This is a genomic window from Burkholderia sp. BDU5, from assembly GCF_001522845.1.
Taxonomy (GTDB): Bacteria; Pseudomonadota; Gammaproteobacteria; order Burkholderiales; family Burkholderiaceae; genus Burkholderia; species Burkholderia mayonis.
Genome location: NZ_LOWC01000004.1, coordinates 1 through 14441, shown reverse-complemented (window position 1 = coordinate 14441; position 14441 = coordinate 1). Strand labels below are relative to the sequence as shown.

Sequence of the window (14441 nt, the reverse complement as noted above, 5' to 3'; positions counted from 1 at the left end):
TACGGGTACCGCGACGAGGAATATTTCTTCCTCAAAATCCGCGCCGCGTTCCCCGGAATTCCTCGATGAGCCAAAAATACCCCCGAACGACGCTCGCTACCCCTGTTCGGTGCTCTAGCGTCGAGCGCTCGCAAGCTGTTCACACTCCTTTTGCGCGGCTTCGCGACGCGCATCGAGATAGTCGGCGAGGTCTTGCAGGTGTACGCCCTTGGCACACTTCTGCGACGGCTCGACACGAATCAACGGAAGTCGGATTTCGCCGAGCGACACCTTGCGAATCGTCTTGTCGGTCGACAGGTGCGGAAAGAAGTCCCGGCATACTTCGTCGATCGGGATCACCGTCCGCGCGTTGTACTGCGCCATAAGCAAAAATGCCGTGTTCAAGTTCGTTTTCTCCATCGTCTCAGGCTCAAATGTCGGTGGAGGAAGAAAAAAGCCCCACGTAGCATAGCTAGGCGGGGTTTTCTGGAACTTTGGGGGATTTCGCCGGACTACTTCGGAATCATCGGATGGTCCCCCCGACAGGGATCGGCTGTGATTCCTTCAACAGCTATCAAACTCCATCAATTTTCTACGAAGCCAATACTGACGGGGCTCGCCGGGCTGTCTCGCGGTACGGGTTCGATTCCAGAGTTCCCCAAAATCCATCAAATTTCCGCTATCCTTTACGCCAAAATTACGCCAGGGCACAGGATGGCAAGCTACAGAAAGCGGGGCGCGTCGTGGCGCGCGGAAGTTGCGAAGGCAGGTATTCGAGATTCCAGAACGTTCGATACAAAGGCAGAGGCCGTGGCTTGGGCGACCGCGCTCGAGGCGGAAATCGACGCTGGCCGTCGACGATCATATTCGAAGGTCAACAAGACGCTCGGCGATGGCTTCGATGAATACCTGGAAAAGGTTTCGCCCGCGATGGGCAAGCACGAATGGAACAAGACTCGGCTCGAGTTCTTTCGGGCGAGCATGGATTTCGTGGGTGACCTGATCCGCAACGTGAAGCCCGAGCAAATCGGGGCATGGCGCGACGCTCGACTCAAGGTGGTCAAGCCGTCAACTGTCAACCGGGATTTGAACCTGCTGTCGGCGGTATTCGAGGCTGCGCGCGCCGAATGGAAGTGGGTGCACACGAACCCGGTTCACGAGGTGAAGCGCCCCAAAAATCCACCGTCGCGCGATCGTCGCGTGTCGGACGACGAGGCGGCCGCGATGGCCGCGGCTCTCGGATTGCAGGATGGGGTTCCGCCGAAGAACGTCAAGCAGTATACGGCCCTCGCTTTCCTGCTCGCCCTCGAGACTGGCATGAGGCAGATCGAAATGGCGTCGATGACGTGGCCGAGCGTGCATCTAGACAAGCGATTTGTGCGGCTGCCGAAGACGAAGAACGGCGACGCGCGGGATGTGCCACTGTCTACGCGAGCCGTCGAATTGATCCGGCGTTTGCCGAGAATAAAGGGGGAGCCGCGATGTTTCCCCGTTGCGCAGGCCAGCATGGATGTGATGTGGCGGCGCACGCGCGGGACACTGGCGAAGAAGCGGCCCGAGATCGCGGACCTGAATTTCCACGATTCTCGGCACGAGGCGACGACGCGCCTATCGCGGAAGCTCCACGTGCTGGCGCTGGCGAAGATGATCGGGCACAGGGATATTCAATCCCTGATGATCTACTACGACGAGACGGCCGCCGAGCTGGCGGCACGCCTCGATTAATCTGCCTTTCGGCGCCGGCCAGGCCGCGGCGTCGGGAGCGTGCCGCGGTTCCGGCGCGCCCATTCGAGTACGTCGCTCGCGAACCATCGGCGCTGTGCTTGCTGACTTTCAACGGGACGCATGCCTTCGGGAAAATCCTTGCGGGTGACGACTCGCAGTTCAACGGTGGCTTTCGACAGGCCGAGCCATTTCGCAATTTGCTCCGTGCTCCACAGCGTTTCGTCGAGCTTCTTCGGCTGCTCGAGCGCCGCGACCAGCCGGCGCAGCTCGGGCAGCAGCTGCTGCAATTCGCTCATGTCCATTATTGGGGCTCCCGTGCGCGGTCAATCTGTTCGATCGAGGCGAGGATCAGTGCGCCGGCCTTCACGAGATTTTGACGATGCGTCGTCGGCTTCCACCAATCGGCGGCCCAGGGCCACGCCGGAGGCGGATCGCCAGCGGGGTACGCCAGCGTGCACATCGCATAGCAGCCTGCGGCGCAGGACATTTCGTGATCGCCGTATTGATCGTCGTGTGCTGGCGTCCAGCCTTCCTGGTCGACCTGCCGGCGGCGTTCGGCGAGCACGTCGTGCGCCGCTTTCGTCATCTCGGCGCGCGGTTGCGGTTGGCGTAGGGCGAGCGCCGCGGCAATTGCCAACGGTGCGTTTCCATGATCGGGCCACGTTGCGGGGTCGGCGCCAATGACCTCGGCGACAGCCTTCCGCGTCTCATTCAGCGCTTCCCATCCGTTGCGATGGGGGCCGAGCCATTCCTTCCGCTCGTCCGCCGGCGTGGGCACGGCTTCGGCTGGGATTGCGGTCGATCCGTCGACAAAGATCGCGCCTTCCTCGGGGTATTCGGTGACCCAGCAATACATGCCGTTGCCGGCGTGACCTTCGCCTTGCTGGAACGTGAGTTCGCTTTCAAGCTGGTCGCGATCGCGATCCGGCGCAATGAAGTCGAGTGCTTCGAGCAGCTGCGCGCCGGTAAGGGTGAGCGACTGGCAGCTGAAGTTGATCAGGTGCTCGCTCGGGTCGATTGCGCCCTCGACAGGGGCTGCTTCTTGCTGCACGTTTGTCACAGTGGGTTCGAGCTCTGCGGATGTCGCAGCGCTCCACTTCGGGAGTTCCTGCCAGCCGAGTACCTCGTCATCCGGACCCAGAGTCGGCGTGAACAAGGTATTGAATTCCCCGCTTGGGTCTTCGCCGATGTCGTACCAGCCGTCCGCGATGAATTCTTTGCCGTCTTGGTCGTGCAGGTCATCGGCATAGTTGATCGCGTGGCTGGCAGCGAACACGAATACACGCCGTTTGTCATGTGCGCGGCGCACTGCCACGATGTATTCGTGGTGTTCGCCATCCTTGGTCGGCGGCGTCCCGGTTTTCCAGTGCGCCCGGGCGTCGGCCGGCGCTGCTGCGTGTCGCTCGGCGGGGTATCCACCGAATGCATGCGCGATGAACTCGGTCAGGATGAAACGATCATCGGCGTTCGGTTCGCGCGAATCGTTGTTTTCGCCGACGATTTCGAACGTCTCGATTGCTGCGAGGGCGTCTTTTGCCGTCAGGGCATCAGCGTGGCCCTGGTGGGTGCTAAAGTTCTCTGCTTCGGTGTCGATAACTCGGGAAGGTGTCCCGGTGGGCGCACCTGTCTCTCTTGCAGCACAACGTTGCCCGCTTGCGTTCCGCGTGAGCGGGCTTTTTTCGTTACGGATAGCCATAAATTCCTCTATACGGATACCGGCCGCACTTGGCCTGTTTTCAGATTGATGAATGCGCCGCACCACGTTAGGCGTGCGTGCCGGAAAAATTCCCAAAGGATCGCGAGCCCCTGCGTCACGATGGCCTGGTTGATGAACAGCTCTTGTCGCTCAAGCGCTTCGGCGAGGCTGCAACTCGGTGTGTCGTCCTCGGGGATCGTCGTATCGATCAGTTCGGGCAGGACGTCGTACGGCCAGCGCAGCGGTATGCTGTCGACCTGATCGCCTGTCCGGTTGCCAAGCGCTTGTTCGCCCGCACCGAGAATTACTTGACCGTCGCTCGCACGATTACCGAGATCCATCACGTAACTGCCGGCCTTTTTCAGGAAGGGCGTCAGCTTTGCCCGTGCCGCGGCACTGTCGACGCACATCACGACGAGATCGAGCGTGCCGCGTACGATTGCGTCCGGGCCGGCGTGTACCGGCCGACCGCACCAGTCGAGCCCGAAGAACGCATTGAGCCGGTGCACGAGCACGACGCTCTTGCGTTGTCCGACGTCGGCCGGGCTGAACATTTGCCGGCCGACGTTCGCGGCGCTGACGGTGTCCGCGTCGAATGCGGTCACGTGCAGGCCCGGATGGCCGAGTTCGACGAGCGCATGGTTCAGGCGCGCGAGGCCGGTCAGCATCTGCGAACCGGTGCCGCCGCATCCGATCAGTGCGATCTTGACGCGTTGATCGCCGATGAAATGCGCCGGCGTCCGGTGTTGCTTCGTTGCCGACTGGCTCACGCTGACGCCTCCGCTGCGGCGAAGAACGCGGTTACGGGCACCTTCAGTTGAATGGTCTTGCCGAGTGCGCAAAGGCGGAACGCAATGGTGGGCGTCGCGCCGGCCGCGAGCGTGCCGACGACGGCCGAGAGCTTGACCTCGCCTGCGTCGTCACGATCATCGACCTCACTGAAAAATGCGCTGGTCGTGCCGTGGCTGTGCAGGTCGACGACGAGGCTTTCGTGTTCGGTGAGAGCGGGGCGCTTGAATGTGATGCTGCCCGGCGTAGCGTGGTCAATCTCGAGGTCGCGATAGGCGAGTTCGCGTTTCTCGTTGTCCCACACGATCCACGCCGCGTGTTCGTTCGGGGCTGCGGCGCGCGCGTCCTCGCCGAACCGGCGGAAATGCTGCTCGGCGGCGCCGAGACGGCCGAACGCGAATTCGATTTTCGGTGCGAGCGAGCCGTACGGCGGACGCGGGCCGGCGCTTTCGATCGATGCGATCGGCTGAATCAGGTGCAGCCAGGGGCGACGGATCTCGACAAACAGGCCTTCTGCTGCGAGCAGGAATCGGTGGCCGACGTCGAGCAGCGGCGCAAATTCTGCGTGGCGCGGGACCGCGGCGACGGGGGCGCTGTCGAACAGTGCTTCGTCGAGGCCGATATTTGCGGCGTCGGCGTTCGCGGCGATCGGGCGCGACTGGCCGGCCTTCACTTCGTCGGCGACTGCCTCGCTGAATATCTTGAGCGCGTCGCCCAGCGCGCGCAGCGTGTCGGTCGTAGCCGATTCGAAGGTTGCCTTGATGGCTTCGATCTTGCTGGACATGTCGTTATCTCCGTTGCGTGAGACGTTGAATTGCGGATTCGACGGTCAGGTCAAGCGCGACCAGCCTGTCGGTGGGAAATTCGGCGCCGTCGAGCAGCTGGCGCCAGAGCGTGGAAACGCTTCCGCCCTGAATCAGCTTTGGGGCGTTCGGATGCGTGAACCGACTCCGAAAGAATTCATCCTCGTATTGCTCGACGTCGGCCGCGTTCGGTTGCTTCGCGATCTCGACGTTGCCGGTACATACTGAACCGGAGGAATAGACGTTGTAGTACGGCGCCTGGAACAGGTTTGTATTGCGCTGCGGTCGCGCGTTCTCGGCGAGCGCGAAAACGTGCCGGCTGTCGCCTTGCGCGATGAACAGCAGGGCGGGTTGATGTGCGGGGCCCGCGCGCGTGCCGAGCGGCTTTTCCGATTTGAACCAGACATGACGCACGCCTGCCGGCATCCACCACGCGACAACGCCCGAGCCGGCGAAGATCACTCGCTCGTGCACGAAGCCCTGTTGCGCGGCGCGTTTCGATGCTGCGGCAGCGAATGCCGCAAGTTGGCGCTCCGTGACCGGCTCACCCGCGAGCAGCGTCGGCACGCCGTCGACGACGCGCGCGGCATGGCGCGTCACGTATACCTGCGTTTCGGCACTGTTCCGATACAGCAGCAGCGCAGAATCGAGTTCGAGGTGCGATTCGGTGTCGCAATGGATGTCGACGTCTTTCATACGCGCACCTGTATGCGTTGTGCCTCGGCCGGGCTGTCCGGCGATCGGAGCGCGATCACGTCGAGCAACGCTTCGACGGCGAGCGCCAGGCGCGCGGTATTGCGCATCCGCGCAAACCAGTTGCCGACGGCCTTGCCTGCGAGCGGCAGGCTGATCGCACACGCGGCTTCGAGCGCATCGCCCTGCATTTCGTGTTCGAGAAAGTCATCGAGTACGCGGCCGGTGCCGTCGTCGTGGTCCCAAAGCAGGAACAGGGAAAAATCGATGCCCGGCCCGATGCTGGAATCGCGGCAGTCGACGCGGGAAAACGGACCTTCGTGGGAAATCAGTCGATGAATCTCGTCGCACGCGCTAACGGCAAGTGCCGCAACAGCATCCTGCTCAGCCGCGCGGTGTACGTCGAACGTGTTCAATACCTGACGCGGCTTGATGAGCCATTCCGGCGCGTCGTGGAAGAATTCGGCGCGACGAGGGACGGAGCACGCCTCAAAGAATTCTTCGGGAGTTGTGGATTCATCGTCGTCGTAGCTCATGCGCAGCTCGGGTAGCGCGTCGATTTCGTTCGCATGCCCTTGCCAATACATGTACCCGGCAATGGAGATCGTCTCACTCGGCGTCAGGACGGACGGCAGGTAGTGCGTGCACGCTTCATAAAGCACGGCGAGTACTGTCTGACCGAGGCCGGGCATCACGCTTTCGAGATGGGTAACGCTGCCACGCAAGAATCGAACCGGCGCGGAGCCGGCGCCTTCTTCGGTGTGAATCGACAGCCACACGTTGTTGTCGTCGTTGGTACGGTAATACGATGGCCCGCACGAATCGGCGCTTACACGCAAAGACCATTCGAAAATCGAATGTGCGTCCGTGATTTCTCGCCATGCCCGCGTGAGAGCGATTCGAGCGAGTTCGCGTTCATTGCGGTGATCATTGGCCAGTTGCGCATCTTCGATGGTCAACATGTTCCCGCGCATCAGTGAAAGCGCGAGGTTGTGCGCGAACTGGCCGCTTTCGCCAGCGACGTACCGGGTCGGCACGTCGCTGGCGATACGTGGCAGGGTGAGGGCGTTCGAGATCATGGCAAAACCGGCATGTCGGACGACGGGAGACGCAAGCGCGGCGCCGAGCTATCGCCAGCAGCTACTGCGCGCCAAATGTGTAGCGCGAGCGAGCTGTTGACGTGCTTCTTCGGAGCGGCGAGCGCGCGGCTGTCGACGAACGTGTTTTCGCGCAGGTGCTTACGAAGTTCGCGAAGAGTCATGCCGCGCTCCCGTAATGCGCGAACAGCGCGCCGATAAACGCGATTTCCGCGTCGAGTAGCGGGCAGACATGGGCGGCGCTGAATCGGTCGACTTCGAGCAGGTAGGACCGAATCTGCATCGGTACGGCGCGGCCGTGGGCGAGGATCGCATCGATTTGTGTGCGGACATCGACGAACGGATCGCCGCCCTTCGTGCCGACGGCCCGGCGGAACGTGTAGACGTTGCGATTGCCCTTCACGACCGGCCCCTCGATCTCGGCGTTCGTCAGCTCGGGGTAGGTCTGCGAATAGAAATCGCGGACCTGCTGCAGCGTGAACGTCGGCGCCGGATCGGCGAGCTTCGCGCCGTTGTAGGAAAACTCGCGTTGGAGATTTTCGATTTGCATGTCTAGCTCCCCAATCAGTACATGTCGACGGCGTCGCCGTCCGTTGCCGGCTGCGTCGTGTTCGTGGGCTCTGCGGCTGCCGGTGTTTCTGCGGGCGGCGATGCTTCGGCGGCGGCTTGTCCTGCACCGTCATCGATGCGCATCTGGCGCGGATCGGCTGCATTTGGGTTAGCGTCTGCATCGTTGTTTGCCGAAGGGGTATTTGCGTCGCCGGCCTTCTCTGCCTTCGGCGGTCGACCGCGCCCACGTTTCGCCGGGGCGCTGGACGACGGTCCCGCGCTCGGCGCGGGAAGCGCGGGCGCTGAACCAGATGTGTTCGCGGCGGCGCACGCGCGCGCCTGGTCGAGCAGCGACAGCGCGCCGGGTTCGTATGCTTCGACCGCGGTTGCGAATTCGGCGTCGAGTTCTTCGGGCGTCGCGACGAGCGACAGCGGCCAGAGCTTTTTCTCACCCTTGCCGTTCTGCAGCGGCGTGACATTGACGCGCAGATTTTCATCGCCCTCGGCGGTGATCAGGATGTTGATGCTTGCTGCCTGCGCGAGCGCGTGCAGTGACGTGAACAGAGACATGCGATTACCTCTCAAGTGAAGTCAGGCCGCGAGGCCGTCGAAATTGCGATCGGCGAAATCGGCGTCGCCGGGGTAGCGGTTCGAGCCGTCGGCTCGGTGCCAGCAGAAAAGGGAGCCGCGCCGGTGCGGGAACCAGTAACCGGCGCAGTCGCACCGCATGCGTGTCGTGTTCCGGCGATTCATCCAGCGGTCGACGCGGTATCGGCGCCGGCCGCACACACGGCAAGCCGGCAAGCGTTCGTAACGGTCGGGGTGTCGGCGTAAGCACCGCCGAGTCGCGCAGTGTGTGCAGCGAACGTGACAGCGGGGCATCGATCAGTCCTCCGCGTCGCCGGCTTGCAGGCGCTTAATGTCCGCGCTCGCAGCTGCACGGCGTTGCTCGCGCGACTCGCGTGCACGCGCTGACGATTCCAGCATCTTGCGAACGCTGTCGCGCTGGATCGCGATGTCGAAATCGCCCCGCATGTGCAGCAATTGCCATTCGACACGGAGCAGGTGTGCAGGCAGGTGAGCTTTCTGCATGGCCAGCTCACGCGCTGTAGGTCGTCGCGCTCGATGCATCCGCCGCTTCGCCGGCGTACGTCCACGCGACGCAACCGATACCAACGGCCAGCCAGAGCAGCACGATTTTCCAGAGGGGCAGGGGCTTGTTCATGCTTTCTCCGCCGGGTACAGGTGTTCCATGCCGGCGCCGGCCGCGAATGCCTTGGCGAGTTCGAGATATCCGTGTCCCTCGAGCGCACCGCAAAGGCTGGCGACGAAATCACTGGTGCGCCGATCACGGTTGGAAATGTCGGGGTTGTATTTCTTGGCGTATTCCGCCGAGCGTTTGATGCAACCGAGAATTACCGTTTCGAGCTGACGTGCGGAGCGCGGTTTGTTGTTCATCGCGCACCTCAAACGCCGAGTTCGGGGGCGATCGCGCAGGCAATCAGGTAAAGCACGACGAGCGCGACGAGCGGGTGCCAGTCGCGAACCCGCAACGAACGCGATTTAAGCCCCATGAATTCACGACGCTGGAACAGGGTGGTAAGCATTGGTGCCTCGCCTAGTGCATGTGCAGCGGCAGTGCTGCGACGAGTCGGACTTTAGCGAAACGCGAAACGCTTGTCTATAGCGAAACGCGAAAACATACGCTAAATTTGTAACGCCGAACTAGGACGCGTGACGCCAGGTTGTGTCGTCGGGCGCAAAAAAACCGCATGTTGCGGGCATCCTGACAAAACTGACAGTTGTTGGAAGGGATCTGTCTTTTTGATTACACTACTGTACATGCATACAGTATTTCGGCGCTAATGAAGGCGGGGCTGTTGATGAAAGAAGAACCGATTAAATGCCTGCGATGCAGGCCGGGGGATGTCGCGAGGGTTGTGCGGTCGCCCAACGAGGCCCTTGTTGGGCGCTTCGTTGAGGTGGTACAGATACATTTCGACGGAAGGTGGGAGTGCGAGCTTGCGGGGCCGTCCGTAATGGGTTTGGCAGACGACGGCGGCGGCCTGATTTTGACCCGCGATTGGTTGTTTCCGGACTGTTGCCTTGAGCCAAGGCCCGGGTATAAGCCGGCAGCGTCACCCGCCCTTGCCGAATCGCTTACTTCCTGACGGCGTAGTGTTCGGTTGAGTCGCCGATTGCGTTAAGAGCCATCCAATAAACGATTCAACCTGAGCGCGTTGGCCGGGGTTAAGTTGGCTCCAGCCAGCCGGCGGATCGGCTGGAGAATTCGCAGCCGCTGCGGCGGAGTGGTCGGTATCCATCCAGCCGACTGGTTTGCCAATGTTCTGTTCAATTTTGCGCGCCGTCATTGCGCGCATGCCGCGAGCCCTGCCCGTCTTCGAGTCCTTTGCTCCGTCTCGCAGATTGGTGAATTGCGAGTGAGACATGCCGATGGCAGCGGCTGCAGCTGCCGGCCCCCCATGCTCGGATTCGATGATCTTGAGGTTGTCGCGACGGATTTGGTCGATGTCCTTCATGTCTGCAATTCAATAGCAAAACGCTAAAGCCGTATATGCGCGAAACGCTATAGACAAAGCTTTTGCGTTTCGCTAAAGTTGCGGTATGGACCTCAGAACCTATCTCGATGCCGAACGCGGCCGACTCGTCAAATTGGCCGCCGCCATCGGCGCTCATGCGTCGGACCTGAGCGCATGGGCAAACAAGAAGAGACCCGTGCCGATCCCGTTCGGCTGGTCAATTGAGCGGGAGACCGCCGGGCTCGTCCGGAGGGTTGATTTGTTCTCCGCCGACGTGATCCCGGACATCTGGCCGGAGCTCGCTCAAAAACAGGAGATCGCATGAAGCGTCGATCCCCTCACTGGTCGGCTCTCCGATATTTGCTGATGCACCATCGCAGCCCATTCTCGCGGCTTGCATATCGGCATCGCGTCCGGTGGGTCGACTGGCTCCAAGAGGTGTACATGCGCCGACTGATCCGCACTGGCCGCGAACCTGACTGGGTGGTTGGACCAGGTGGGCGCGTCACTCCCCGTCATCGATCGGTATCAATCCCGCCTTCTTTGCTTGCTTTTCGACATCGTCGAAATCGAGTTCCATCGTCCGACGACATTCCGGACACCAGGCCGGGGGATCTAATTGGCCGTTGAGCGCTCGCTCGATGGTCTCCTTTCGAACGAATCCGCAGAAATTACAGCGGAAATCGTAGGGGTGGTTTGCTTCCATAAATTCCGGCTCCGTTGATCGAGTGATTGAATGGTATTCGATCCGACGCGAGGTTAACAGCATGAAAAACGGTGAAATTCAAGGGTAAAAATGGCTCACCAATACAGTCAAACCGCGTGGATCGATGTCCTTTACACGTCGGTCCTGAACACGCCGGGCAAGGTCGAGGATGCAGCTCGATATTTAACGGAGCGACGTGGCGCTCGGATCACCGGGGAGGCGTTGCGCCTGAAATTGCGCGAAGTCGACGGCGCGCGTCTGTCCGGCGAAATGTTCGAGTTGCTCGTCGAGTGGATGCTTGAGAAGAACCAGCCGCACGCGATGGATGCTGTTCACGCTTTCAATGGGCGGTTCGGGCTTGTCGCTGTGAGCGCTGAGCATGACGAGGCGCCGGGCTGCATCAATGCTTTGGTCGAATCGGTGCTCTCTGTAAACACCAAGGCGGGTGGGCTGGCCGATGAGGTTCGTCGCGCAGTGAGCGACGGTGTGATTGAGCGCCGGGAGGCCGAGTCGATCGAGAAGATCGGTCGCGCAGCGCAGCGTCGAATCGAGGAAACGATCCAGATCGCGCGGCGAGCGGGGCGGTCGCGTGCTCGGCCATCCTCTGCCACGGGATCGGGGTGGAAACGTGACTAACCGTCGCGTCGTAAATTCTCAAGCACGCGGTCCGCCGAATTACCGGGGCGTGTCGCGATCCTTTTGCGCTAGAGCTCGATATGCGTCAAGCGCTTGAGCAAGCTGTCGCGCTTGTTCCTCGTTTTCGAATGCACCAATGATTTGGCCGTTGCCGAAGAGTCGGTTGTTCGCGAATGCGGACTGCGTGTACGCGATCGTGCGCGCAAGCTGGTCAACGGAGATCGTGAAATCGGCTTGAGATGTGAAGTTGTCAACAGCGACAACCCATATGCCGCGTAGTTTCTCCGGAACGTCATCGCTTTCCTCGAAATCTTCAGAGGGTAAAACATCGCTGCCATCGAAATCGATGCCGGCGAGGGGCTCGCTTTTTCTCAAGGATTCAGACATGGGAATTCAAACTCCTTCCGAAAATTCCGCCTCAATCAGCTCGATCGAAGCTGAACAATCCGTGCTCGGTGCAATTCTGCTGGATAGCGAGGCCTATGATGTTGCGGCGTCGATTATATCGCCGGACGATTTTACGACGCGCGACAATCGCCTTATTTTCGAGGCGTTCGGCGCAATGCTCGCTGCCGGTGTTGCGGTCGATGTCGTTACGGTATTCGATCACCTGCAGACCGCCGGTGCGAAGATCAAAGAACCGCTTCGATACTTGAACGAGTTGGCGCAGTCGACGCCGGGTGCATCGAACGTGGCCCGGTACGCAGAGATCGTGCGTGGTCGATCTATTCGACGCGCATTGTCGAGGGTCGGCGCCAAGCTGATCGATCTCGCGCACAACACTGGCGGTCGTGACATTGCGGGGCTTATTGATGAGGCGCAGCAGTCGGTGCTCGCGTTGTCGGATAGCACACGGCGAAACGAAACCGGGTTTGTTTCACTGAATTCCGTGCTCTTTCGTGTCATGGAGCGTGTCGACGAGTTGAGTCAGCGTGACGATAGTTCCGAAGTCACCGGAATTCCGACTGGGTTCGCGGATCTCGATGCACGCACAACGGGAATGCAGCCAGGCGAATTGTGGATTATCGGCGGACGCCCGTCGATGGGAAAAACGTCGCTGGCAATGAATATTGCGGAGAACGCAGCAAGACTGTCCGAAAAACCCGCGATGGTTGTGTCTCTGGAAATGCCAAACGAGCAGCTCGGTGTTCGATTGGTGGCATCGGCCGGCCGGTTGAATCAACATCGCTTCCGCGTAGGCAAGATCGCAGACGACGAGTGGCCGCGTGTTACGCATGCTGTTACGCAGTTGTCGAGCACGCCGATTTATCTGCTCGAGGAATCGACGCTGACGCCGAGCGCGTTGCGAACGCATCTCCGACGAGCACAACGCGAGGTTGGCGGGGAATTCGGGGTGATCGTCGTCGACTATCTGCAACTGATGTATTCCGATCGGGCCGGCAACGAAGTGCGGGCCGTCGAGGTCGCTGAAATATCCCGGGCATTGAAAAATATCGCGAAGGATTTCAAGGTGCCCGTCATCGCGCTTTCGCAGCTAAATCGCGGCCTAGAAAATCGTCCGAATAAGCGTCCCATCATGGCCGATCTGCGTGAATCCGGCTCGATCGAGCAGGACGCGGACGTGATCATGTTTATCTACCGGGATGAAGTCTACAACCCCGACACCGCGGACCGCGGTACGGCCGAGGCCATTATCGCAAAACAGCGAAATGGCCCGCTCGGCGCGATCCGACTGACGTTCAATGCGAGTGCAACTCGCTTCGAAAATTTCATTGCAGAACATTAATCATGTCGACCGCAGTCACCATGTTCCAGTGGCGTCGCGCCATGGAAAAAAGCGAATTACCGAGCGTGACGAAGCTTGTGCTTCATACGCTGGCGGGATTCACGAACGAATTTGGTCAAACGTGTTGGCCGGCGCTGGAAACGCTCGCTGAGCGGGCAGGCATCGCCGTACGCACGGCGAGTAAGCATCTCCGGATCGCGCGCGACAAGGGATGGGTGGACAACTGGAAATCTCGCCAACCGGGCCGGCAATGGGCTCATAGCCACTATCGACTGTGTGCTCCGGATGGGTGTTTGACGGAAGAGCCGGCCGACGGCAAAGCGCCGGAAGATAGCGGGGCCGACAAGTTGGCGGAACGTCGTGCCGGCGGTGTTGTTGCAAGCGTGTCTGACGATGCGCCGGCCGCACATGATGCGACCAGTGGCACGGCGGGGACGGCGACGATGCAGGAAAGTTACTGGCACGAGGTGCCAACTAATAACCCAAAGAATAGAAAGATGGAAAAAAACTCTCTCTCTCATACCTCGGAGGTATACCCGGGAGCGGTGAGCGAGAGAGGTGGGGATTTGCAGGAGAGCGATGCAGCAGAGCTGGCGACTTGGATGCGGGATCGGGTGAAGGCGATCGATCCGGAGTGCGACGAGCCGAACCTGCGCAGTTGGGCGTTCGAGATCAAGCGCATGCAGGCGGACGACGGTCGCGACGAGCGCGCGATGGTTCGCCTGTTCGCGTGGGCGCTTCGGGACAAGTTCTGGAAGCGGATCATCACGTCGCCGCATCGGCTGCGGAAGCATTGGGCCGAGGTGCGCCGCCGGCGCAACGCGGCGCTCGAGCAGCCCGCGTCGCCGTCCGGCGTTAGCGCTGCGGCACCTGCCGTTGATGATCGGCTCTGCGCACACGTCGACGCGAACGGCGTGCGCTGCACGCATGTTGCGACGATTCTCGGTATCGGCGCGGCACGCCGAGGATATTGCCGGCATCACGTCGGCTACTACGAAGATTGAGGCGAGGGAACTATGACGATCGAAAAGCGATTGGAGAATTGGGCGCGCGCGCAGCGCAATGGCAGCGGTGATGGCGGTGGCGATTCGCTCGTTGCCAGCATCTATTTTCCGACGGTCGGTGGTCGCGCGGTGGACTCGACGCTCGATCTTGCGGACGCGAATAAGGTCGAGCGCGCAGTACGAAAGGTCATGCCGTTCGATCGCAAACTGCTCCAGCAGCACTACGTCTGGAGCAAGCCGCCGTTTGTGATTTGCCGTCGCCTTGGCATCAAGGCACGACCGCATTCGATCTTCGATTTAGCCCTTGCACACGCAAAGCGGGCCGTCGAAGAGAAGCTCGTCGAGCCGCCGCCGACGTACGTATCGATGCAGTCGATCATCGATCAGATAGCCGAGGGGGTGTCGCGGACAAATAGAAATGTCCGGTTTTGTAGCAAATGAAATGTCCGCATGTTGGCGGGGGCGGCAAGCCGGCGT

Annotated in this window: 22 protein-coding genes; 6 read left to right on the top strand and 16 right to left on the bottom strand. The window is 60.9% G+C overall.

The window, feature by feature from the left end:
- Positions 1–114: 114 nt before the first annotated feature.
- Positions 115–384, bottom strand: a complete 270-nt coding sequence (locus WS69_RS01270) for a pyocin activator PrtN family protein (RefSeq protein WP_059469035.1) — start codon at positions 382–384, stop codon at positions 115–117.
- Between the two features lie 405 nt (positions 385–789).
- On the opposite strand from WS69_RS01270, the gene WS69_RS01265 reads away from it, so the two are divergent.
- The gene (locus WS69_RS01265; RefSeq protein WP_231747049.1) at positions 790–1704 is read left to right on the top strand and encodes a tyrosine-type recombinase/integrase; all 915 of its coding nucleotides are present in this window, start codon (positions 790–792) and stop codon (positions 1702–1704) included.
- Here WS69_RS01265 and WS69_RS01260 read toward each other — a convergent pair.
- The 13 genes from WS69_RS01260 to WS69_RS29775 form a co-directional block, all read right to left on the bottom strand.
- Positions 1701–2000: a hypothetical protein gene (locus WS69_RS01260; RefSeq protein ID WP_231747048.1), complete on the bottom strand. Its 300-nt coding sequence runs from the start codon at positions 1998–2000 to the stop codon at positions 1701–1703. The genes WS69_RS01265 and WS69_RS01260 overlap by 4 nt on opposite strands.
- A 5-nt stretch (positions 2001–2005) precedes the next feature.
- Positions 2006–3400, bottom strand: coding sequence for a hypothetical protein (locus tag WS69_RS34410; RefSeq protein ID WP_231747047.1), 1395 nt, complete (start codon positions 3398–3400; stop codon positions 2006–2008).
- Positions 3401–3408: 8 nt separating this feature from the next.
- Positions 3409–4170, bottom strand: coding sequence for a PRTRC system ThiF family protein (locus tag WS69_RS01250; RefSeq protein WP_059469030.1), 762 nt, complete (start codon positions 4168–4170; stop codon positions 3409–3411).
- Complete coding sequence (locus WS69_RS01245) at positions 4167–4973, bottom strand: PRTRC system protein A (RefSeq protein WP_156437889.1); 807 nt, start codon at positions 4971–4973, stop codon at positions 4167–4169. Before WS69_RS01245 ends, WS69_RS01250 begins: the two co-directional genes overlap by 4 nt.
- Positions 4974–4977: 4 nt before the next feature.
- Positions 4978–5688, bottom strand: coding sequence for a PRTRC system protein B (locus tag WS69_RS01240; protein WP_059469029.1), 711 nt, complete (start codon positions 5686–5688; stop codon positions 4978–4980).
- Entirely contained in the window at positions 5685–6764 is a 1080-nt protein-coding gene (locus WS69_RS01235) for a PRTRC system protein F (protein WP_059469028.1), read from the bottom strand. The genes WS69_RS01240 and WS69_RS01235 overlap by 4 nt, the downstream gene beginning before the upstream one ends.
- Before the next feature lie 178 nt (positions 6765–6942).
- Positions 6943–7332 carry a PRTRC system protein C gene (locus WS69_RS29780; RefSeq protein ID WP_082715868.1) on the bottom strand — a complete coding sequence of 130 codons (390 nt, stop codon included), beginning with the start codon at positions 7330–7332 and terminating at the stop codon, positions 6943–6945.
- A 14-nt stretch (positions 7333–7346) separates the two neighbouring features.
- Positions 7347–7901 carry a PRTRC system protein E gene (locus WS69_RS01225; protein ID WP_059469027.1) on the bottom strand — a complete coding sequence of 185 codons (555 nt, stop codon included), beginning with the start codon at positions 7899–7901 and terminating at the stop codon, positions 7347–7349.
- A gap of 315 nt (positions 7902–8216) precedes the next feature.
- Positions 8217–8423, bottom strand: a complete 207-nt coding sequence (locus WS69_RS01215) for a hypothetical protein (protein ID WP_059469025.1) — start codon at positions 8421–8423, stop codon at positions 8217–8219.
- 7 nt (positions 8424–8430) lie between these two features.
- Complete coding sequence (locus tag WS69_RS35230) at positions 8431–8556, bottom strand: hypothetical protein (protein WP_269434728.1); 126 nt, start codon at positions 8554–8556, stop codon at positions 8431–8433.
- Entirely contained in the window at positions 8553–8789 is a 237-nt protein-coding gene (locus WS69_RS01210) for a hypothetical protein (RefSeq protein WP_059469024.1), read from the bottom strand. Before WS69_RS01210 ends, WS69_RS35230 begins: the two co-directional genes overlap by 4 nt.
- Before the next feature lie 8 nt (positions 8790–8797).
- Positions 8798–8938, bottom strand: a complete 141-nt coding sequence (locus tag WS69_RS32820) for a hypothetical protein (protein ID WP_156437887.1) — start codon at positions 8936–8938, stop codon at positions 8798–8800.
- A 531-nt stretch (positions 8939–9469) separates the two neighbouring features.
- A complete protein-coding gene (locus WS69_RS29775; protein WP_082715867.1) occupies positions 9470–9871 on the bottom strand; it encodes a hypothetical protein in 402 nt (133 codons plus the stop codon).
- A gap of 85 nt (positions 9872–9956) precedes the next feature.
- On the opposite strand from WS69_RS29775, the gene WS69_RS01200 reads away from it, so the two are divergent.
- On the top strand, positions 9957–10196 hold the full coding sequence (locus WS69_RS01200; RefSeq protein WP_059469023.1) for a hypothetical protein: 240 nt from the start codon (positions 9957–9959) through the stop codon (positions 10194–10196).
- Between the two features lie 180 nt (positions 10197–10376).
- On the opposite strand, the gene WS69_RS29770 is transcribed toward WS69_RS01200, so the two are convergent.
- Entirely contained in the window at positions 10377–10577 is a 201-nt protein-coding gene (locus WS69_RS29770) for a hypothetical protein (protein ID WP_082715866.1), read from the bottom strand.
- 90 nt (positions 10578–10667) lie between these two features.
- On the opposite strand from WS69_RS29770, the gene WS69_RS01195 reads away from it, so the two are divergent.
- A complete protein-coding gene (locus tag WS69_RS01195; protein ID WP_059469022.1) occupies positions 10668–11213 on the top strand; it encodes a phage regulatory CII family protein in 546 nt (181 codons plus the stop codon).
- Between the two features lie 39 nt (positions 11214–11252).
- Here WS69_RS01195 and WS69_RS01190 read toward each other — a convergent pair whose 3' ends face one another.
- Entirely contained in the window at positions 11253–11600 is a 348-nt protein-coding gene (locus WS69_RS01190) for a hypothetical protein (protein ID WP_059469021.1), read from the bottom strand.
- Here WS69_RS01190 and dnaB point away from each other — a divergent pair.
- From dnaB to WS69_RS01175, 3 genes are read left to right on the top strand one after another with little or no spacing between them, the layout of a single operon-like run.
- Entirely contained in the window at positions 11599–12960 is a 1362-nt protein-coding gene (gene dnaB / locus WS69_RS01185; RefSeq protein ID WP_059469020.1) for a replicative DNA helicase, read from the top strand. The genes WS69_RS01190 and dnaB overlap by 2 nt on opposite strands.
- 2 nt (positions 12961–12962) lie before the next feature.
- A complete protein-coding gene (locus tag WS69_RS29765) occupies positions 12963–13964 on the top strand; it encodes a helix-turn-helix domain-containing protein (RefSeq protein WP_082715865.1) in 1002 nt (333 codons plus the stop codon).
- 12 nt (positions 13965–13976) lie between these two features.
- Positions 13977–14405 carry a hypothetical protein gene (locus WS69_RS01175; RefSeq protein WP_059469018.1) on the top strand — a complete coding sequence of 143 codons (429 nt, stop codon included), beginning with the start codon at positions 13977–13979 and terminating at the stop codon, positions 14403–14405.
- Positions 14406–14441 lie beyond the last annotated feature (36 nt).

What these genes read in the sequence shown, in the direction of transcription:
- WS69_RS01195 (WP_059469022.1), top strand. Translation starts at nt 10,668, where the DNA reads ATGGCTCACCAATACAGTCAAACCGCGTGGATCGATGTCCTTTACACG.
- WS69_RS35230 (WP_269434728.1), bottom strand. Translation starts at nt 8,556, where the DNA reads ATGAACAAGCCCCTGCCCCTCTGGAAAATCGTGCTGCTCTGGCTGGCC.
- WS69_RS01175 (WP_059469018.1), top strand. Translation starts at nt 13,977, where the DNA reads ATGACGATCGAAAAGCGATTGGAGAATTGGGCGCGCGCGCAGCGCAAT.
- WS69_RS34410 (WP_231747047.1), bottom strand. Translation starts at nt 3,400, where the DNA reads ATGGCTATCCGTAACGAAAAAAGCCCGCTCACGCGGAACGCAAGCGGG.
- WS69_RS01235 (WP_059469028.1), bottom strand. Translation starts at nt 6,764, where the DNA reads ATGATCTCGAACGCCCTCACCCTGCCACGTATCGCCAGCGACGTGCCG.
- WS69_RS01240 (WP_059469029.1), bottom strand. Translation starts at nt 5,688, where the DNA reads ATGAAAGACGTCGACATCCATTGCGACACCGAATCGCACCTCGAACTC.
- WS69_RS01260 (WP_231747048.1), bottom strand. Translation starts at nt 2,000, where the DNA reads ATGAGCGAATTGCAGCAGCTGCTGCCCGAGCTGCGCCGGCTGGTCGCG.
- WS69_RS32820 (WP_156437887.1), bottom strand. Translation starts at nt 8,938, where the DNA reads ATGCTTACCACCCTGTTCCAGCGTCGTGAATTCATGGGGCTTAAATCG.
- WS69_RS29780 (WP_082715868.1), bottom strand. Translation starts at nt 7,332, where the DNA reads ATGCAAATCGAAAATCTCCAACGCGAGTTTTCCTACAACGGCGCGAAG.
- WS69_RS01190 (WP_059469021.1), bottom strand. Translation starts at nt 11,600, where the DNA reads ATGTCTGAATCCTTGAGAAAAAGCGAGCCCCTCGCCGGCATCGATTTC.
- WS69_RS29775 (WP_082715867.1), bottom strand. Translation starts at nt 9,871, where the DNA reads ATGAAGGACATCGACCAAATCCGTCGCGACAACCTCAAGATCATCGAA.
- WS69_RS01200 (WP_059469023.1), top strand. Translation starts at nt 9,957, where the DNA reads ATGGACCTCAGAACCTATCTCGATGCCGAACGCGGCCGACTCGTCAAA.
- WS69_RS01215 (WP_059469025.1), bottom strand. Translation starts at nt 8,423, where the DNA reads ATGCAGAAAGCTCACCTGCCTGCACACCTGCTCCGTGTCGAATGGCAA.
- WS69_RS29765 (WP_082715865.1), top strand. Translation starts at nt 12,963, where the DNA reads ATGTCGACCGCAGTCACCATGTTCCAGTGGCGTCGCGCCATGGAAAAA.
- WS69_RS01225 (WP_059469027.1), bottom strand. Translation starts at nt 7,901, where the DNA reads ATGTCTCTGTTCACGTCACTGCACGCGCTCGCGCAGGCAGCAAGCATC.
- WS69_RS01210 (WP_059469024.1), bottom strand. Translation starts at nt 8,789, where the DNA reads ATGAACAACAAACCGCGCTCCGCACGTCAGCTCGAAACGGTAATTCTC.
- WS69_RS29770 (WP_082715866.1), bottom strand. Translation starts at nt 10,577, where the DNA reads ATGGAAGCAAACCACCCCTACGATTTCCGCTGTAATTTCTGCGGATTC.
- dnaB (WP_059469020.1), top strand. Translation starts at nt 11,599, where the DNA reads ATGGGAATTCAAACTCCTTCCGAAAATTCCGCCTCAATCAGCTCGATC.
- WS69_RS01245 (WP_156437889.1), bottom strand. Translation starts at nt 4,973, where the DNA reads ATGTCCAGCAAGATCGAAGCCATCAAGGCAACCTTCGAATCGGCTACG.